The organism is uncultured Tessaracoccus sp., from assembly GCF_947286155.1.
Lineage (GTDB): Bacteria > Actinomycetota > Actinomycetes > Propionibacteriales > Propionibacteriaceae > Arachnia.
Map to the genome: position 1 here is coordinate 49,092 of NZ_CAMYPD010000002.1, position 17,889 is coordinate 66,980.

General features: G+C 64.4%; 17 protein-coding genes and 1 pseudogene. 5 read left to right on the top strand and 13 right to left on the bottom strand.

The genetic code is table 11. The annotated features are described in order from the left end of the window. Nucleotides 1-191: 191 nt before the first annotated feature. Both Q0X68_RS00820 and Q0X68_RS00825 read right to left on the bottom strand, forming a co-directional pair. A complete protein-coding gene (locus Q0X68_RS00820; RefSeq protein ID WP_297746158.1) occupies nt 192-1,547 on the bottom strand; it encodes a 6-phospho-beta-glucosidase in 1,356 nt (451 codons plus the stop codon). Next, nucleotides 1,544-2,323, bottom strand: a complete 780-nt coding sequence (locus Q0X68_RS00825; RefSeq protein ID WP_297746160.1) for a DeoR/GlpR family DNA-binding transcription regulator — start codon at nt 2,321-2,323, stop codon at nt 1,544-1,546. Before Q0X68_RS00825 ends, Q0X68_RS00820 begins: the two co-directional genes overlap by 4 nt. Before the next feature lie 158 nt (nt 2,324-2,481). On the opposite strand from Q0X68_RS00825, the gene Q0X68_RS00830 reads away from it, so the two are divergent. Genes Q0X68_RS00830 through Q0X68_RS00845 form a run of 4 tightly spaced genes read left to right on the top strand, consistent with a single transcriptional unit; the run spans nt 2,482 to nt 6,679 of the window. Beyond that, complete coding sequence (locus tag Q0X68_RS00830) at nt 2,482-3,843, top strand: ABC transporter substrate-binding protein (protein ID WP_297746163.1); 1,362 nt, start codon at nt 2,482-2,484, stop codon at nt 3,841-3,843. Between the two features lie 3 nt (nt 3,844-3,846). Then, nucleotides 3,847-4,749 (top strand): carbohydrate ABC transporter permease, encoded by a 903-nt coding sequence (locus Q0X68_RS00835; RefSeq protein WP_297746166.1) that lies wholly within the window; start codon nt 3,847-3,849, stop codon nt 4,747-4,749. After that, nucleotides 4,746-5,555, top strand: a complete 810-nt coding sequence (locus tag Q0X68_RS00840) for a carbohydrate ABC transporter permease (protein WP_297746168.1) — start codon at nt 4,746-4,748, stop codon at nt 5,553-5,555. Before Q0X68_RS00835 ends, Q0X68_RS00840 begins: the two co-directional genes overlap by 4 nt. After that, a complete protein-coding gene (locus tag Q0X68_RS00845; protein ID WP_297746171.1) occupies nt 5,552-6,679 on the top strand; it encodes a carbohydrate kinase family protein in 1,128 nt (375 codons plus the stop codon). The genes Q0X68_RS00840 and Q0X68_RS00845 overlap by 4 nt, the downstream gene beginning before the upstream one ends. A gap of 21 nt (nt 6,680-6,700) precedes the next feature. Here Q0X68_RS00845 and Q0X68_RS00850 read toward each other — a convergent pair. Continuing rightward, nucleotides 6,701-7,552 (bottom strand): annotated as a pseudogene (locus Q0X68_RS00850) (phosphoribosylaminoimidazolesuccinocarboxamide synthase); the annotation flags it as partial. A gap of 107 nt (nt 7,553-7,659) precedes the next feature. Here Q0X68_RS00850 and Q0X68_RS00855 point away from each other — a divergent pair. Next, complete coding sequence (locus Q0X68_RS00855; RefSeq protein ID WP_297746174.1) at nt 7,660-8,112, top strand: hypothetical protein; 453 nt, start codon at nt 7,660-7,662, stop codon at nt 8,110-8,112. A 9-nt stretch (nt 8,113-8,121) separates the two neighbouring features. Here the strand turns inward: Q0X68_RS00855 and Q0X68_RS00860 are convergent, their stop codons facing one another. From Q0X68_RS00860 to Q0X68_RS00905, 10 genes are all read right to left on the bottom strand, one after another. Next, on the bottom strand, nt 8,122-9,024 hold the full coding sequence (locus Q0X68_RS00860; RefSeq protein ID WP_297746177.1) for an RNase H family protein: 903 nt from the start codon (nt 9,022-9,024) through the stop codon (nt 8,122-8,124). Further along, nucleotides 9,014-10,075 carry an adenosine deaminase gene (locus Q0X68_RS00865; protein WP_297746180.1) on the bottom strand — a complete coding sequence of 354 codons (1,062 nt, stop codon included), beginning with the start codon at nt 10,073-10,075 and terminating at the stop codon, nt 9,014-9,016. The genes Q0X68_RS00860 and Q0X68_RS00865 overlap by 11 nt, the downstream gene beginning before the upstream one ends. Before the next feature lie 68 nt (nt 10,076-10,143). Beyond that, a complete protein-coding gene (locus Q0X68_RS00870) occupies nt 10,144-10,539 on the bottom strand; it encodes a hypothetical protein (RefSeq protein WP_108870391.1) in 396 nt (131 codons plus the stop codon). A gap of 53 nt (nt 10,540-10,592) precedes the next feature. Next, nucleotides 10,593-11,375 carry a hypothetical protein gene (locus Q0X68_RS00875; protein ID WP_108870394.1) on the bottom strand — a complete coding sequence of 261 codons (783 nt, stop codon included), beginning with the start codon at nt 11,373-11,375 and terminating at the stop codon, nt 10,593-10,595. Beyond that, a complete protein-coding gene (locus Q0X68_RS00880; protein ID WP_108870395.1) occupies nt 11,375-13,012 on the bottom strand; it encodes a putative T7SS-secreted protein in 1,638 nt (545 codons plus the stop codon). The genes Q0X68_RS00875 and Q0X68_RS00880 overlap by 1 nt, the downstream gene beginning before the upstream one ends. Continuing rightward, nucleotides 13,012-13,311 carry a hypothetical protein gene (locus Q0X68_RS00885; RefSeq protein WP_297746185.1) on the bottom strand — a complete coding sequence of 100 codons (300 nt, stop codon included), beginning with the start codon at nt 13,309-13,311 and terminating at the stop codon, nt 13,012-13,014. Before Q0X68_RS00885 ends, Q0X68_RS00880 begins: the two co-directional genes overlap by 1 nt. A 56-nt stretch (nt 13,312-13,367) precedes the next feature. Beyond that, nucleotides 13,368-13,766 carry a cytidine deaminase gene (locus Q0X68_RS00890; RefSeq protein ID WP_297746314.1) on the bottom strand — a complete coding sequence of 133 codons (399 nt, stop codon included), beginning with the start codon at nt 13,764-13,766 and terminating at the stop codon, nt 13,368-13,370. Next, on the bottom strand, nt 13,763-15,058 hold the full coding sequence (locus Q0X68_RS00895) for an ABC transporter permease (RefSeq protein WP_297746188.1): 1,296 nt from the start codon (nt 15,056-15,058) through the stop codon (nt 13,763-13,765). The genes Q0X68_RS00890 and Q0X68_RS00895 overlap by 4 nt, the downstream gene beginning before the upstream one ends. Next, nucleotides 15,055-16,266 carry an ABC transporter permease gene (locus Q0X68_RS00900; protein WP_297746190.1) on the bottom strand — a complete coding sequence of 404 codons (1,212 nt, stop codon included), beginning with the start codon at nt 16,264-16,266 and terminating at the stop codon, nt 15,055-15,057. Before Q0X68_RS00900 ends, Q0X68_RS00895 begins: the two co-directional genes overlap by 4 nt. Further along, a complete protein-coding gene (locus Q0X68_RS00905) occupies nt 16,259-17,839 on the bottom strand; it encodes an ABC transporter ATP-binding protein (RefSeq protein ID WP_297746193.1) in 1,581 nt (526 codons plus the stop codon). The genes Q0X68_RS00900 and Q0X68_RS00905 overlap by 8 nt, the downstream gene beginning before the upstream one ends. Nucleotides 17,840-17,889: the final 50 nt, after the last annotated feature.

Below are 17,889 nucleotides of genomic sequence, written 5' to 3' on the forward strand. Positions count from 1 at the left end.
ACTCGCTCAACACGTAGTCAGCGCGAATACCGCCTCGTCGAGCAGCCATGCCCGACGCTGCACCGCACGCTACCGGAGGAAACACTCACTCGCAGGCAATTCTCAGCATTTTCTTCCCTCTTTCGCGCAAAACCACACAGGAGGGCCCACCATGAACCCTCCTGCGATCGAAGTTGATTGCTATGTATGCGTTACCGCTCAAGGATGGCGGCGATATCGGCAGAATGCTCGAGGTAGCCGTCGAGCAGTTGCTGGCCCTTCGTCGGGGAATCCACCAGTGGGTGGGTGGCGAACCCCTCCCAGGCCGCACCGGCGTCGCCCGTGACAGCAGCATCGAGAATGCAGCGCTCGGCGCCGCGCAACCTAGACATCCGCCCGAGCTGCTCCAGCGAAGGCGCGGCAACCTGCTTCGGGTGCACCCCGTTGCCGTCCACCACACAGCCGACCTCGATGGTGAGGTCATCCGGCAGCTCCGCGACGATGCGCCCGTCCGAGCCTGCACCGTTGGCCACGTTGAGGATCATCTTCTCCGACGTGTTTGTGGCGATGGCCGTCATGAGCCGCAGCGCTACTTCCTGGTATCCGCCACCGGCGATGTCCTCCTCGCGACGCTCCTCGTCGCGCCCCTCGGCCATGTAGGTGGCCTCGCGGGTGTGCAGCGCGTCGCGCCACACCTTCAGCGGCGACTCACAGCACTCGGCGCTGGCCGCGTCGTAAAACTCCCGCTGCTGGGCCTGCAGGAACTCGCCACGGGTTTGCCCGGCATCGAGAATGCGGCGGATGGCATCGTCGGTGTGCAGGTAGTAGTAGAGGTACTCGTTCGGCAGGGCGGCCATCTGGCGCACGTAGTCGATACCGATGATGCGCGCTTCCTCGATGCCTTCGATGAGGGCATCGTCGGCGAGCAGCGTGGGCAGAAGATCATCGCCGTCAATGCGCACCTCACGCAGCCAACCGAGGTGGTTGAGGCCAAGGTAGTCGTACTCGACGTCGGAGACATCCTTGCCAAACGCTCGAGCTACGCGGCGCACCAAACCGATGGGGGTGTCGCAGATGCCGACGACGCGGTGGCCGAGCACCTGCTGCATGGCCTCGGTGACGATGCCAGCGGGGTTGGTGAAGTTGATCACCCAGGCGTTCGGGGCCTCGCGAGCGATCGTCTCCGCAATCCTGCGCATCACAGGGATGGTGCGCAGCGCGTAGGCCAACCCGCCGGGGCCGATCGTTTCCTGGCCGAGCAGCCCGAGGTTCAGGGCGACGCGCTCGTCGACGGTGCGCGCCGCGGTGCCCCCGACGCGAATGGCGGAAAAGACGAAGTCAGCGCCGCGCACGGCGTCGGTAAGGTCGTTCGTGACGCGCACCGACGTGGCGCCGTCACCGATCTGCGCCGCCATCTCTGCGGTGATGCGCTCAATTACATGCAGGCGGGTGGAGTCGACGTCGAAGAGCACGACCTCGTCGACATGCATCCCGGTGACTTCCTGCGCCACTGCTTCGTATACGAGCGGCGTGCGGAATCCACCACCGCCAAGGATCGCTAGCCTCATTTCATCTGCTCCTCACTGCGCGCCACGACGAGCGCGGTTTCATCGGGAATCGCCAAGCCTTGCGGCTTCGCGTCGGTTACCAAGTGGCTAAAAGCGTCCAGCCCGCTCACTCGGAGGAAGCCGGAGCCGGGGAATTTTTCTGCGTCTGCGAGCAGGTACGACGAGCTTGCACAGCGCATCAGTGCTCGCTTGATGGGCACCTCGCTCGGCGTCGAATCTAGGACGGACCCGTCGTTGGCGACGCCAGCAGTGCCGAGGAACGCCTTGTCAACTCGCATTTGGCTGAGCATCTGCTCCGCCCAGGTGCCCACCATGGAGCGATAATTCGCACGCAGCAGGCCGCCCACGACGACGAGATCCACCGCTGGGGCTTGCGCCAGGGCCTCCACCACCGCGAGCGACGCGGTGACCACCGTGAGCGATTTGTCCACCAACACCTGGCACATCGCGGCCACCGTCGTGCCGCTGTCGAGCGCGATGACGTCCCCATCGTCGACGAGTTGCGCGGCGGCGTGCCCGATGGCGAGCTTGGCATGGGATGCGGACTCGGCCACCTCGCTGAAACTGCGCAGATCGCGCTCAGGTCGGATAGTGCCCATCGCGTCGCCTGCACCCCCACGAAGGCGGCGCAGCTTGCCGGCTTTGGAGAGCGCGTCGAGGTCGCGACGCACCGTGGCTTCGGAGACACCCAACGCCTCGCACAACTGTTGCACCGTCACGAACCCACGGTCGCGCACGGCGGAGACGATGCGGAGATGTCGGTCTTCGGTGAGCACGCCATAAACGTAGCATCCAAACAAGCAACTTCAGTCATTTTTACGAAAAAGGTGGCTGATTCGCTCATGTTCTGACATGCTTGGGCAGTAGGACCGGTTTCGCACACTTGCGCGTTAGCGGCCGAAGTATCAGTGAAGCTACAGGAGAGAAGGACAACATGCGACGTCGCAAGTTCCTCGTGCTGGGTCTCGCCCCGGCACTTGCAATCGGCACGCTGTCGGCGTGCGCGCCCGGCAGTGGCGATAACGCCTCGGGCGAGACACCGTCGAAGGCACCCAGCGAAATCAGCACCGACCCAGCCAGCTTGGGCGATGTCGAGTTGAAGGTATGGGACCAGGAAGTTCGCGGTTCCCAGAACGACGCCCTGGAGGCCCTGAACAAGGCCTTCCAGGAGAAGTACCCCAACATCAAGATCAAGCGCACCAGCCAGTCGAACGACGACCTGCAGCAGCAGATCGCGCTCGCGCTGTCCGGCAACGACGTGCCCGACGTCGCGCAAGTCAACAACGCCCGCGGTGACATGGGCCAGTACGTGGCTGCCGGCCAGCTGGTGAACCTCGAGCCCTACGCCGAGGCCTACGGCTGGGCCGACCGCTTCGCTGAGTCCGTGCTGAGCAAGGTGCGCTACTCCGACGATGCCAAGACCTTCGGTGAAGGCAACCTGTACGGCGTGCCGCAGACCGGTGAGATCGTCGGCCTGTTCTACTCCAAGAAGAAGCTCGAGCAGCTCGGCATCGAGGCTCCGACGACGTGGGACGAGTACTTCGCCGCGCTCGACAAGGCGAAGGAAGCGGGCGAACAGCCCATGGTGCTGGGCAACCTCGAGCAATGGCCCGCGCTCCACGTCTTCGGTCCGCTGCAGGCCAACTACGTCTCTTCCGACGAGATCGTGAAGCTCGGCATGGGCAACGCGGGCGCCGACTGGACGTCGGATGCCAACAAGGAAGCCATGACGCAGTTCGCCAAGTGGGCGAAGGACGGCTACTTCGGCTCCTCGCCGAACGGCACCGACTACGACCCGGCCTGGGCGAGCTTCGGCAAGGGCACCGGCGTGTTCCTGCCCGCTGGTAGCTGGGTGGGCGCCGACCTCGAAGCCACCATGAAGGACGACCTCGGGTTCATGGCTCCGCCACCCGGCGTCGACGGCAAGCTCGCCACCACCGGTGGCACGGGCATCCCGTTCTCGATTCCTGCCAAGTCGAAGAACGTCGAGGCGGCTGCGGCCTACATCGACTTCATCACCAGCGACGAGGCCATGAAGATCATCGCCGAGAAGGGCGGCATGCCCGTGAACAACACGGCCGAGCTCGCGCCGGACTCGGGCGTGCAGCACGACATCTTCACCGCCTTCGACAAGGTTTCCTCCGAAGGCACCCTGCTGCCGTACCTTGACTACGCGACTCCGAGCTTCGCGGACACCGCTGGCCAGGGCCTCCAGGAGGCGCTGGGCGGACAGAAGTCTCCCGAAGACGTGCTCCAGTCTTTCCAGGACGACTACTCGAAGTTCGTGGGTGAGTAACTGATGTCGAAGAAGGGTCGGGAGCGGCCGTCGGCAGTGGTACGAGGGCGGTGGACGCCGTACCTCTACCTGCTCCCGGCCCTCCTCATTTACGGAGGATTCCTGCTCTACCCCGTGGTGCGGACTGCCCAGTTCTCGCTGTATGAGTGGAGCGGATTCGGGCCGGCCACCTTCGTCGGGCTCGACAACTACACGTCGCTCGTGACCGATCAGCGGTTCCTCGCCGCCATCAGCCACGCGTTCTACCTCATCTTGTTCTACGCCATCCTGCCGCTCATCGTCGGCCTGATCCTGGCCGCCATCCTCCGACGGGGCAACGTGCGCGGGATGGGTGTGTACCGGGTACTCATTTTCGTGCCGCAGGTGATTGCGCTCGTCGTGGTCGCCGTCGCGTGGCGCCAGATCTACACCCCCAACGGCACGCTCAACTCCATGCTCGGCTGGATCGGAATCGAATCGGACATCGGCTGGTTGGGCGATCCGAATCTCGCGCTCACCGCCGTCGGCATCATCGGGTTCTGGCTCGAAACTGGCCTCGTGATGTTGCTGCTGCTGGCGGGCATGAACCGCATCCCCGGCGAGCTGTACGAGGCTGCCCGCCTCGACGGCGCCGGTCCGATCAGTGAGTTCTTCGGCATCACGCTGCCCGCGGTTCGCCCTGAGATCGCCACCTCGCTCGTGCTCACCATCATCGCCGCGCTCAAGACCTTCGACCTGGTGTACATGACCACCAGCGGCGGCCCAGGCACTGCGACGACGGTGCCCAGCTACGAGGTGTACAACCGCGCCTTCCAGCTCAAGCAGGTGGGTTCCGCGTCAGCCGTGGCAGTGTTCCTCACCGTGATGGTGTTCTGCATCAACATCGTGGTGAACCGCATCGGCGAAGAAAAGAAGGTGTCGCGATGAAGGTATCCGTCGGTGAGAAAGCCCTCAACTACGTCATTTTGACGCTCTTCAGCCTGTTCGCCATCTTCCCGATCATAACCATCGTGCTGACGGCCCTGTCGCCGCAGCTGGGCGTCTCGGAGCCCGGCCCGCACTGGCACAACATCGTCGACGCCTGGAACCAGGGCGCGTTCGGCCCAGCGCTGCTGCGTTCGCTCGCCGTCGCAGGCTTCGTGGTGCCCGTCGCGCTCGTGCTCTCGATTCTGGCTGGCTACGCCTTCGGCACCATGCGTTTCCGGGGCTCGACGATCCTGTTCTACCTCTTCCTATTCGGCATGATGGTGCCCGCTGAGGCCATCATCATCCCCCTGTTCTACGACCTGCGCTCCATGCAGCTCACCGACACACTCTGGGCGGTGGCCATGCCACAGGTTGCCCAGTCCATCGCGTTCGGCACGTTCTGGATGCGCGCCCAGTTCCGCGCCATGCCGAGGAGCTTGCTCGAAGCCGCCGCGATCGACCACTGCTCCGGCTTCACCGCGCTGCGCAAGGTGTTCGTCCCTCCCGCCACGGGCTCCATCGCCACCGTCACGGTGCTCATGTTCATGTGGACATGGAACGAGTTCATGATTCCGCTGGTCATGTCGCCGGGTGCTGAGTGGCGCACGGCACCGCTCGGCCTATCCGTGTTCAAGGGCCAGTACACCGCCGACGGCGCGCTCATGGCGGCGGCTGGACTCATCATTGCCGCGCCCATCGTCGTGGTGTTCCTGATGCTGCAGCGGTACTTCATTGACGGCATGTTGGAAGGATCTGCAAAAGAATGACCGACCACGAACACCTCGACGACTTCTGCGAGCACTGCTGGAATTGGGACCCGCTGCGGGCCACCCGAACCCCCGACGATCCCCCACTCGACGTGCTCAGCACCGGCACCGTCTTCTTCGACCTCATCTTCACGGGGTTGAGCCGGATGCCGAAGCCGGGCGAGGAGCTGTACACGTCAGGAATGGGGTCGTGCCCAGGCGGCATCGCGAACCTCGCTACCGCGCTCGCGCGCCTCGGCCTGCGCACCGGGCTCGTCGCGGGCTTCGGCGACGATGCCTACGCCGATTGGCTGTGGGAGACCCTGTCCGACGGGGAAGGCATCGATCTGTCGTCGTCGCCGCGGTTCGAGCATTTCCATTCCGCCACGACGGTGGCGATGACCGTCGACGACGACCGCGCCATGGTCACACACATGCACGAGCTTCCTGCTCCGCTCGAGCCCTACATCCTGGGCGCCCCGCAGGCTCGGGCCGCGGTGCTGGACCTGGCCGGCGAGACGTCGTGGTGGCCCGCGCTGGCCGCCCGCGGCACGTTGCTGTTCGCTGACATCGGCTACGACGACACGGGCAAGTGGGATCTGTCGGCGCTCGAGCCGTTGCGCCACTGCCACGCGTTCACCCCCAACGCGGTGGAGGCCATGCACTACACCCGCACAGACTCCCCCACCCGGGCGGTGCGGAAGATCGCCGAGCTCGTGCCGTTCGCCGTCGTCACCGACGGTGTTGCCGGCGCGTACGCCATCGACCAAACCACCGGCGAGGAGGCGTACTGCCCCGCGGTGGCCACCGAAGCCATCGACGCCACCGGCGCGGGCGACGTGTTCGCGTCGGGGCTCGTGCTGGGCACGCTGGCCGGCTGGACGCTCGAGCACCGGCTACGCTTCGCGGCGCTGTGCTCGTCGCTGGCGGTGCAGCAGTTTGGTGGCTCGCTGGCGGCGCCAGGCTGGGGCGATATTTCCGACTGGTGGCGCTGCCTGCTCGCCCGCGCCGAGGGCGGCGACCTGAAGGCGGAGTACATCCGCCACGACTACGCCTTCCTCGCCGACGTCATCCCGAGCCACGAGGTGGCCGGCGTCCGGAGGGCGGAGGGCACGTTCGCACTCCACTCCGACCTCCACGACTGAGCAGACTCAGACGAACTCGCTTCCGGTGATCCTCCGGTAGGCCTCCAGGTAGCGTTCGCGCGTGGCGGTGACCACGTCGTCGGGCAGCGCCGGGGGCTCAGAGATACGGTCCCAGTCGGACTCGTGGGTGAGCCAGTCGCGCACAAATTGCTTGTCGAAGCTGGGGAGCGACGCGCCAGGCTTCCAGGTGTTCGCGTCCCAGAAGCGGGATGAATCTGGGGTGAGTACCTCGTCGGCGAGCACGAGTTCGCCGTCGCGGAGCCCGAATTCGAGTTTCGTGTCGGCGAGGATGATGCCGCGCTGGGCGGCGATGTTGGCGGCCCGGGAGTAGATAGCTAAGGTGGCGTCGCGCAGCGAGTTGGCGAGCTCTTCCCCGTGCAGGCGGGCGATGGTGGCGAAGTCGACGTTCTCGTCGTGGTCGCCCAGTTCTGCCTTGATCGCGGGCGTGAAGATGGGTGCGGGAAGCTTGTCGCCGTCCTGCAGAACGTCGGGCAGCTGGATGCCGCACACGGTGCCCGACGCCTGGTACTCCGCCCAGCCAGAGCCGGTGAGGTAGCCTCGGGCGACGCATTCAACCGGCACCATGTCGAGACGCTCGACGATCACCGCTCGGCCCGCGACTTCGTCGGGCACTTCGTCGGTGACGAGGTGGTTTGCGACGTCGGGGAATTGCTTGAACCACCACGAGCTGAGCTGCGTCAGCACCGCACCTTTGTCGGGAATGAGCGTGGGCAGGACGTGGTCGAAGGCCGAGATGTTGTCCGTGGCCACCATCAGGACGCAGGGGCGCCCGTCGATGTCGACGTCGTACAGCTCACGCACCTTTCCAGCGTGGCGAAGGGGCAAGCCGAGCGCTTCCTGGAACTGGTTCACACTCACGATGCTAGTCGCTGCAGGCACGTGCGGTGCGAGAACGGGTAGCTCGTGTTGTCATGCGCGGATGCGGCCGCTGACCCCAGTGCTCCCATATTCTCGAAGGTATGCGACATCTTGTTCGGCTCCCGGTGCTGCTCATCGCTGTGTGGGCGGGCCTGGCGTTCACGTTGCTGTTCGGCGTCGATTGGGGGCTGCAGCAGCTCCTGGCAACGCGCCACCTGCTCGGGGCCGGGGCCGCCGGCGGTCTGATCTGGCTGGCCGGGCTGTTGATTCCTCTCGAGCACCCGAGGAGAGACCCGCGCTTCGGCACGATGTGGACGATCGTGATGTTCTTGATCGGCATCGTCGGCGGGATTGTCGCCTACCAGGTGACGTACTTTCTCGGCGCCCCGGAGCAGCAGGAGCACTACACGCTGGCCGACATGGCTGGGATCTTCCTGATTCCAGCCATCATGGCCGGGTGGATCGCTCTCGTCGCGGCGATCGACCTCACGCTCGTGACGCGCGCCGGGCCTGCACAGCCCATCTCAGCAACACATCGATGGATGCACCGCTGAGCTCCGCCGTCAGCGCTTCGTGACCTGCGCGAACCGCAGCTTCCAGCCGTCGCCCGTGCGCTGCCACAGGTTGAATCGCAGCTTGGTGCGCTGCTGCCAGCGCATCCCCACCACCCCGTCGGCGTACTGATCGATGCCGAGCACCTCGAAGCCCTTGTCATCAAGCGGTTTCCAGGCGCCATACGACGCGTCGATGACCTGCCCGTCGACCGAGTGCGAGATCACGTCGGGGTGCAGCAGCTTGCGCAGCTTGGCCTCGTCGGTGCGCACTTCGTCGGAGAGCAGCTTCTTGGTGAGCGCCAACAGCTCGCCCTTGACTCTGGACGATGCTGTGCCAGGCGTGAGGCTCACGGGCTCCGTTTCGGCCGCGACGGTGAGCAGATCGGGTTCTTCCTCCCGCTGCCCAATCTCGAAGGCCGACTCCGACGTGCAGACGGGGGCGCCGTCGAACCCTGGCCCGACGTCGGGGCGACGCCCGGATTGGAATGCTTCGGCGGCAGCGCGGGCTCGCGCGTCGGCGGCCTCGTTGAGGTGATGCCCCGCGTGACCCTTCACCCACTCGAACGCCACACTGCGGCCGCGCATGGCCTCGTCGATGGCCTTCATGAGCTCAACGTTCTGGACGGGTTTGCCGTCGGCTTTCTTCCATCCTTTGCGCTTCCAACCGGCCATCCATTTCGTGACTGAGTTGATGACGTACTGCGAGTCGCACAGCACCTTGAGCGGGCGCGGATCGTTCGCGGTGGACTGCAGCAGTTGCAGCACCGCCATGAGCTCACCCATGTTGTTCGTGCCGCGCTCCCAGCCGCCGGCCGCCCAGCAGCTATCGTCGATGTACCACGCCCAGCCCGCCGGCCCGGGGTTGCTGAGCGATGACCCGTCGGCGGCAGCTACCAGCTCGTCAGTGGCCATAGCCGGGGAGGATGACGCGCTCGAGCAGGTCAAGCTTCTCGTCGTGGTGCAGGAACGACGCCTGGAGTGCGTCGACGGTGATGCGCTCGAAGTCGTCTACGCCCCATCCGAAGGCTTCGGAGACGCGGGCGAACTCGCGGCTCATGGACGTGCCGGACATGAGGCGGTTGTCGCAGTTGATGGAGATGTTGAAGCCCAGGTCGAACAGCAACCCGACGGGGTGCTCTTCGATGGAGTCGGCAACGCCCGTCTGCAGGTTCGACGTGGGGCACACCTCGAGCATGATTTGCTGGTCGAGCACGTACTGCGCGAGGCGCCCCAGCGCGAGCTGCTCGCCGGTGAGGTCGATGTCTTCGACGATGCGTACGCCGTGGCCGATGCGGCGCGCTCCGCAGATTTGGACCGCCTCGAACACCGACTTCGGGCCAACATCCTCGCCCGCATGGATGGTGAAGGGGAAGTTGTTTCGACGCAGGTGCTCGAAGGCCTTCGCGAAGCGGGTGCAGGGGAAGCCGTCCTCGGCGCCTGCGATGTCGAAGCCAGCGACGGAATCGTCGCGGAAGTCGAGGGCGAGCTGGGCGATGTCGGTCGTCGGTTCGCCGTGGCGCATCGAGGTGAGGATCTGTCGCGCAGCGATGGTGCGCCCGTCGGCCTGGGCCGCAGCGACGCCGTCGGCGATACCGTCGCGTACTGCCTCGACAGCTTGCTCGAGCGTGAGATCGCGCGTGACGTGCTGCTCGGGCGCCCACCGCAGTTCCGCGTAGGCGACGCCGTCGGCAGCCAGGTCTTCGACGGCCTCCTTCGCGACGCGGATGAGGTGTTCGCGGTTGCGCATGGCCGCGACGGTGTAGTCGAAGGTCTGCAGGTAGGACGGCAGCGAGCCCGAGTCGGCTTGCTCGAAGAACCAGTCTTCCAGGGTGTCGGCATCCATGCAGGGCACCTCATGACCGATGTCGCCGAGGTGATCAATGACGGTCTGCCCTCGCAGCCCACCGTCGAGGTGCTCGTGCAGGGCCACCTTCGGCAAGGCCTTCAACTGTTCCATGTCCATACGCGTCAGCCTAGCCCTGCGCTCCGACAACGTCGACACGCGTTACCTGCGGGTGAGCCTGCAACGCATCAATGCCGGGGAATGCCGTAGAAATCGGCGATGTCATCCACGCTCACAACGGCTTTGTCAATGACGTCCTTAAACCGGAGAGACTGCTTCTGATCTGCTGCCACGACGTCAATCGTCACCCGCTCAATGTTGCGGTAGTTGCCTCGGTGCACCTCGACGATAGCTCGCCCCACCTCGTCGAGTATGCTGCGGAGCTCATCGCGAGACGTAGCGTCGGTATCGACGCGGCCCGAGATCCATCCGTTCTTCGAGAAAAACATTCCCACGAGCGTGTAGGTGAACTCGCTCGTTGCAGTAACTCCGTTGATTCGCTCGATAGCGTCGACGAGTTGCTGATTCAAGTCGGTCTCGTCAGGTTCCGTTTCGCGGCCGCCGCTACAGCCAGAGAGTCCCATGGTGAGTACACCTCCTGTCGCAGCCAGTATGACCCAACGTCGCGCGACGGCGTTCATGCCCGTCCATTCGTCAAATCAGCCAACTGATGGATGAGGCTCCCGCCAAGATGGCCAGCAGGTACGCGAACGATTCCCGGCTGGCCGGGCACCATATGGTAAAGGCCGCGTGCTCCAATGGACCACGCGTCGTTGAAGTGATGGGTGCCGTCGGGGAACTCTGCCATACCAATCGCAAATACACTCGCCTCGGGGTGCAGTGCGTCACGAGCATCGTCGGGAAGATCCGGCATATCAGGAACCCTGCGAAGCAAGGCCGAAGGATCGTCTCGTAGGGAATCCGGGACATTCTCGAGCACAACAACGATGGGCTCATATCCCGCACCGGGACGGATCGGCGTCGCACGGGCGTCGTCGAGCGGCGGCAGTACGCGACGAATGAGGCTCCATATCTGGGCGGTGGGGGCCAAGGCGACCTCGATCATGGGATGCGCGCCGACAACCTCCGGCCCATCCGGCCCATCCTCAACTTTGCACCGCTGAGTGATAGCGACGCAGTCCTGGTTGCCAACGAGCAGGGATGATTCGAACACGACATCTGCGTACTGCGACACCAGCTGGAGAGCGATCTTCGCGGTGCGGGTGAGTTCCAGAGCGATCCCCCACTGGGGGTCGAGGCCGGCTGGGGTTTCTATGCCGGCGGCCGCCCAATCATCGCGCAGGTCCTCGTCGACATGCGGCAGCTCTGGGCCCGTGATGAGTTCGGTTGCGCTTGCCCAAGCCTGCTGACCGACCAACCCGACGCGCAGCGGCCCCTCGGTGTGCATCGTGGAGGTCATCAACGGTACTCCCGTCCGAACTGCGTCTTGTAGGTCGTCGTGTCCCCGTGCAGAAAGTGGCGGTATTGCTCATCGAGTTGACGCACTGCCGCCACATTCTCAGGACTTCCCTGGCCGCTGCTGAGAGTCGCAATATCTTGCTGATAGGTGGTCTGTTGGTGAGTGTACGTCGGCAAGTAGTCGCCCGGCCCATTCTGGCCCGAATGGGGCATGGTGATGTTCGTAACGTTCGATGTGGGATCGACCGAGCCGTTGACGCGCCTGCCGTCGAGATCGGCTCTCGGGATCGGATCGTACTGCGTCTGGAAATTAGTGACGGGCACGCTGCGGTCCATGTTGAGGGTCTCCGTGGGCGATCCAGCACTCACGATGCCTTTCACGTCATAGCCATCCAGATAATGCGACGAAGTGATCATCTGACCAGCGATGATGCCGCCCTGCGAGTGGCCAGTGAGCAGGAGTTCCGGCTTGCCCTCGGGCACCGGCAAGCCGCGCTGGCGGCGGTACTCGATGTCTTGCTGGATGGCTTGCTGGACCGCGTCGGCGGCACCCTGCGTCGCAGCAGTCGGTCCTTCCCCAATGTGGGCGAAGTTGGCGGACCAGTCCAGGCCCGACGGCGCGCCTCCCCAACCAGCCTTGGTAAACATCTTTTCCGCGGTGCCTGGAATCGATGCAATGTATCGAACCTGGCCATCCGCGCCGACCACGGCCGTCACGGTCACCGAGTTGCGATCAGCGTCCCCCCGGTTATAGGCATCCATAGTGATGTCCATGAGGTCATTGATGCCGGCGATTTCGCCCTTACCGGCCACTCGCGTATCACCTGTCCATGGCAGTCCGTCGTCGGCAATGTGCTGGTCTTCACCCGTAATCGCGTTAGCGATGATACCAATTCCGCGTGCCGCTACGGTGATGGCTTCGCCACCCACCTGCGAGATGTACGGGGGCTTTCCGTCCTCAACCCAATCCGTAAACCACTGGGGAGGATTGTCGATGCCATCCTTCAGCCGGTCCCAAGCCGCGCCAGCAGCATCGATACGTGGCTGGACGTGCTCATCCCACTGATCGGATGCCCAGGAGAGCCCGTCTTCAATGCGATCCCCCGTCCAGTCGATGGCGTCTTCCACGCCATCGCGAATCCCCGCACCCAGTTCGCGGAGATCACCCAGCCCGTCCTGCCACAACAGCTTGGCCGCCAACTTGCCATCGGTCGTATTCAGCCGGAACGTGAGCGACACTACTGACGCGGCGAGACCAGCACGCACGAACGGGCGCCGGGGATCGATATTGAACCCTGCGACGTCGGTGATCCACCCCCAGTCTCCGATCTCGAACTGCCACCGGTGGGCTTTGTCGACTGTGCGGCGTTGAGCATCCTGGATATCGCTCAACGACGATGCTGCTGTCTCCAGTGCCTCGGCGATCGGATCCAGTTGTTTGATCTGTCTGTCGATCGCTTCGCATTGGCGTTCTCGTCGCTTATGTTCAGCCTCCGCGGCACGGCCCTGCCATTGACCTACGTCGAGGGAACGTAGCCCGTCGCTCACCTCACCGAGCGTTCTCGATGTGGAGCGGAGGTCGGCAGCTTGCGCCGACAGCTCGCTGGGTTGCGCCCGGAGTCCGTCACCCCACTGCATCAGATGCCCTCAAAGAATGACTCAACCTCTTGACACGCCCGCTGCTCACACTGCTCATACGCGCTGGCGGTCTCCCCCATTGCTTGGGCGTGCGTCTCGAGCTGACTGACGATCTGTCGGGAAGAAGTCTGGAACTCCGAGTCGAGGGACGCGGCACGTCCCGCGCTCATAGAACCGGGGAGAGCATCCGAGACACGGTGGATGCGCATCGTCTGAGATGCCGACGACGCGACGTTGGAAATCGTTTCAAGGCGTCCCCTGGCCTCACTCAGCACCGACCAATCCACTCGGAAATCCATAGGGGGCATTATACGACGCCAGGAGGTCAAACCGATATGTCGAGCGGCAGGGTCTCCTAGCTACGCACTCGCTCGAGGTCGTTCGGGCCGAAGCCTTGCGGAAGCGCCTGTTCCCATGGGAGGTCCCCCTCCGGGGTGCGCACGACGAACCCCTCCCCCGCGTGCTCATGCAACAGCTGCCGGCAGCGACCGCACGGCATGATGAGCTCACCGAGCTTGTTGACGCACAGGAACGCGACGAGCTTGCCGCCGCCCGACTTCCACAACTCGGATATCAGACCACACTCAGCGCAGAGCGTCATGCCCAGGCTCGCATTTTCCACGTTGCATCCCGAAACCATGCGGCCATCGTCGACGAATGCCGCCGCCCCCACCGGGTACTCGGAATAGGGCACGTACGAGAATTTCGTCATGCGCTTGGCCTCGGCGAGGAGGGCGTCCCAGTCGGTCATCAGTGGCTCTTCTCGTAGTGCTGGCCGTCAGCTGCAGGCGGCCGCACCCGGCCGATCAACCCAGCAACGGCGACGATGGTGATGAGGTACGGCAGGGCGGAGAGGAAGTCGCCCGGCATGGGGGTATTCAGCGGGCTCAGTGTCTGCGCGAGCTGTCTCGAGAAGCCGAAGAACAACGCCATGCAGGCCGCCAGCACCGGGTGCCAGCGCCCCATAATCACCGCTGCGAGCGCGATGAAGCCATTGCCGGCAGTGACGCCCGTCGTCTGGAACGCGCCCGAGCTACCAATCGTGAAGAACGCACCGCCAAAGCCCGCAAAGACGCCGCCGAGGAGCACTGATTGGAACTTGGTGCGAATGACGTCGATGCCGACGGTGTCTGCGGCGTGCGGGTGTTCACCCACCGAGCGCACGCGGAGTCCCCACTTCGTTTTGTAGAGCATGAACCACACGAACGCCACCGCGATCACCGCGATGTACGTGAGCGGACGCTGGACGAACAAGATGGGGCCGAGGAACGGGATCTTGCTGATCACCGGAATCTCCACCGGCGTCATCACGGAAACGGAGTTCAGATTCGACGAGCCCTTCACCAGCTGCTCATACATGAAGCCGGTGAAACCTGTCGCAAGCAGGTTCACCACCACGCCGAGCACCACGTGATCGACCAGGTACTTCAGCGTGAACACCGCCAGCAGCAGCGCCGACAGCACGCCGGCAAGCACTGCAGCGAACATGGCTGCCCAAAGATTCTGCGTGAGGCCAGCGACGACGCTCGCGGTGAACGCGGCCGTCAGCATCTGACCTTCGATGGCGACGTTCACCACGCCCGCTCGTTCGGACAGCACGCCGCACAACGCACCGAGCACGATGGGTGTGGCGTACTGCAGCGTGCCGTTGAGCTGGTTCGTGAGCGTGAACGGCAGCGGGGCATCCGCAGCCGACCAGACGATAAACCCGACGAACAACGCGGTGCCAGCCAGCGTGCCAAGCAGCGTCGACCAGGGCTTGGGGACCTTCCGCGCCAGGAAAAATGCGCCGACGAACAGCATCACCACGGCGCACAGCACCGTCACGGGCAGGGCCGGAACGGACAGCGTCGGCAACTGCACTTCGTCGAGCACGTCAGACAGGGCGATCTGCGAGACGCCGCGGGAAGTCACGCCGCCGATGAGTAGGAGCAACCCGACGATGGCGATCAGCGCACCGGAGGACAACCGGTGGCGTCGCTTCTCCGCTGATTCGACGTTGGTCTTCGTGTCGACCGTCTGCGGGGTAACCGACGTGGTGGTCATGCCGTCACCGCCTTTTCCTCCACAACTTTCACTTTTCGCTCACGCAGGAACGGCAACAGCCATTTCACGAACGCGGGGGCCGCTACGAACAACACGATGAGCGCCTGGATGAGATTCACCAAGTCCGACGGCGTGTTGGCGTGGATCTGCATGTGCACGCTGCCTTCCTTGAGTGCGCCGAACAGCAGTCCGGCGAACAGCACGCCCAGCGGGCGCGAGCGTCCGAGGAGCGCGACGGTGATGGCGTCGAAACCGATGGCTCCGACGATGCCTGCCGACAGCTGGGTGGGATAGCTGGTGAGCATCTCGGGGGCGGTGACCGCGTTCACACCCGCCATACCGGCCAGCGCGCCGGCGAGCGCCATCGTGACGATGGTCACCTGCGACACGTTCATGCCGGCCGTCGCGGCGGCGTGGGGGTTGAGGCCGACGGCCTGAATGCGCAGCCCAAGCGTGGTGCGCTCAAGCAGCCACCAGATGAGCCCAACGCATACCAAGGCCAGGAAGAAGCCCAGGTGGAGGCGTGTGCCGTCGATACGGGGAAGGGTGGCCGACCAGGGCAGCTGCGGGCCGATCGGGTCGTTGCGGCCCGGATCCATGAAGGCGCGCTGCTGCATGAGGTACTGCATCATGAACACGGCGACGTAGTTGAGCATGATCGTGACGATCACCTCGTGGCTACCTGTTTTGGCCTTTAGGAAGCCGACGATGCCGCCCCACAGCATGCCGCAGGAGACGCCGACGAGGATGACGAGCGGCAGGTGCACAATCATCGGGAGCCCCTTCACCGTGAAACCGATGAACGCTCCCCACACAGCACCCATGATGGCTTGGCCCTGGCCACCGATGTTGAACAGCCCGGCGCGAAACGCCAACGCGACGCCCAGACCGGCGAAGATCAGCGGCGTGGCTTGCGCCGTCGTTTTCGTGAAGGCCACCCACGACCCGAACGCGCCTTGCACCAGCGCCGAGTACGTCGTCGCCATCTTCTCCCACGACGCACCGAGCGCGTCACCGGGCCGAGCGAAGAAATACGACCACTTGGATGCGACTTCCGGGTCCAGCACGATCATCACGATGGAGCCGACGACGAACGCCAGCACCAGCGCCCAGAATGTGACCGCGGCGGAGTTGAGCCACGCGGCCCATGGCGCCTTCGGCTTGGGATTCTTCGCTTCGCGCGGCTCGCGAGTTTCGTTGTCACTCACCGGCTTCCACCCCTCTCGCGGCAGTGGCGTCGTCGCCTTGTCCGGCGATGGCATCTTCATAACTGACACCGGCCATCATCAAGCCGAGCACCTCTCTGGATGTGTTGGAAGGCACCACGCCGACGATCTTTCCGCGGTACATCACCGCGATTCGGTCGGCGAGCGATTCCACTTCTTCTAGCTCGGTGGAGACGATCAGCACCGCAGTGCCCTTGTCGCGTTCCTCGACGATGCGCTTGTGCAGGAACTCGATGGCGCCGACGTCGACGCCTCGGGTGGGCTGGCTTGCCAGCAGCAGGCTGAGGTCGCGCGACAGCTCGCGGGCAAGCACCACCTTCTGCTGGTTGCCACCCGACAGCGAGTTCACCGGCGACGACGTCGACGTCGTGCGGATATCGAACTCTTCAACACGTTGGGTGGCGTTGTCAGCGATCTTCCCCAGCTCGAGATTGCCGTGTTTGGAGAACGCGCTCAGATTATTGATGACGAGGTTCTGTGCGACGGAGAATTCCCCGACGAAACCGTCGCGGCGTCGGTCTTCCGGCACGAAGCCCAGGCCTGCGTCGATGGTTTGCCGGGGCTTCGCGTGCGTGACGTCGACCCCGTCGAGGGTGACGGTTCCCCTCGCGATAGGCAGTGTGCCGAGCAAGCCTGCCGCGAGTTCAGACTGGCCGTTGCCCTGCACGCCGGCGAGGCAGACGATCTCCCCGCCGCGCACGGTGAGGGACAAATCGTCGACGGCGACGGCGCCCGACGGTGCCGCGATCGAGACGTGTTCGAGGACGAGGCGGTCTTCCCCCGGCTGGGCCGGTTCCTTCTCCACTTGGAGCGTGACGGGGCGGCCGACCATCATCGACGCCAACTCCACCTCGGAGGCGCTGGGGTCGGGCGAGCCGACCACCTTGCCGCGGCGAATGACGGTGATGTCGTCGGCGACCTCTCGCACTTCGCGCAGCTTGTGAGTGATGAACACGATGGCGCGCCCTTCGTCGCGCAACGCCCGCATCACGTCCATGAGCTCGTCGATTTCCTGCGGTGTCAGCACCGCAGTGGGCTCGTCGAAGATGAGGTACTGGGCTCCCCCTGCGAGCGCCTTGAGGATTTCGACGCGCTGCTGGATGCCGACGGGAAGGTCTTCCACCAGGGCGTCCGGGTCGACATGCAGCCGGTATCGTTCGGAGAGCTCCTTCACCTGCTGGCGGGCCCGTTTGAGGTCCAGCATGCCGGCCGATCCGGTTTCGCGCCCGAGCACCATGTTCTCTGCGACGGTGAACACCGGGATGAGCATGAAGTGCTGGTGCACCATCCCGATACCGGCGTCCATCGCTTCTTTGGGGCCGTGCACGCGTAGGGGTTCGTCGCCAATGCGGACTTCGCCGCCGTCAGCTTCAAGGAGGCCGAAGAGCACATTCATCAGCGTCGATTTACCGGCGCCGTTCTCCCCCAACAGACAGTGGATTCGTCCAGGAACGATGTCGAGTGTGATGGAGTCGTTCGCGACGAAATTGCCGAATCGTTTCGTGATGCCGTCGAGGTGCAGCACCTGGGCGGTGTCGGTGGCGGCAGTGCTCAAGGTTCCTCCTGGCCGTCGTTGGCGCCGTCGATGATCGTAGCGGATGGCCA

Coding starts and splice junctions, on each gene's coding strand:
- Q0X68_RS00875 (WP_108870394.1), bottom strand. CDS start 11,375: ATGACCTCCACGATGCACACCGAGGGGCCGCTGCGCGTCGGGTTGGTC.
- Q0X68_RS00855 (WP_297746174.1), top strand. CDS start 7,660: ATGCGACATCTTGTTCGGCTCCCGGTGCTGCTCATCGCTGTGTGGGCG.
- Q0X68_RS00865 (WP_297746180.1), bottom strand. CDS start 10,075: ATGGACATGGAACAGTTGAAGGCCTTGCCGAAGGTGGCCCTGCACGAG.
- Q0X68_RS00845 (WP_297746171.1), top strand. CDS start 5,552: ATGACCGACCACGAACACCTCGACGACTTCTGCGAGCACTGCTGGAAT.
- Q0X68_RS00860 (WP_297746177.1), bottom strand. CDS start 9,024: ATGGCCACTGACGAGCTGGTAGCTGCCGCCGACGGGTCATCGCTCAGC.
- Q0X68_RS00880 (WP_108870395.1), bottom strand. CDS start 13,012: ATGCAGTGGGGTGACGGACTCCGGGCGCAACCCAGCGAGCTGTCGGCG.
- Q0X68_RS00820 (WP_297746158.1), bottom strand. CDS start 1,547: ATGAGGCTAGCGATCCTTGGCGGTGGTGGATTCCGCACGCCGCTCGTA.
- Q0X68_RS00895 (WP_297746188.1), bottom strand. CDS start 15,058: ATGACCACCACGTCGGTTACCCCGCAGACGGTCGACACGAAGACCAAC.
- Q0X68_RS00870 (WP_108870391.1), bottom strand. CDS start 10,539: ATGGGACTCTCTGGCTGTAGCGGCGGCCGCGAAACGGAACCTGACGAG.
- Q0X68_RS00840 (WP_297746168.1), top strand. CDS start 4,746: ATGAAGGTATCCGTCGGTGAGAAAGCCCTCAACTACGTCATTTTGACG.
- Q0X68_RS00835 (WP_297746166.1), top strand. CDS start 3,847: ATGTCGAAGAAGGGTCGGGAGCGGCCGTCGGCAGTGGTACGAGGGCGG.
- Q0X68_RS00885 (WP_297746185.1), bottom strand. CDS start 13,311: ATGGATTTCCGAGTGGATTGGTCGGTGCTGAGTGAGGCCAGGGGACGC.
- Q0X68_RS00830 (WP_297746163.1), top strand. CDS start 2,482: ATGCGACGTCGCAAGTTCCTCGTGCTGGGTCTCGCCCCGGCACTTGCA.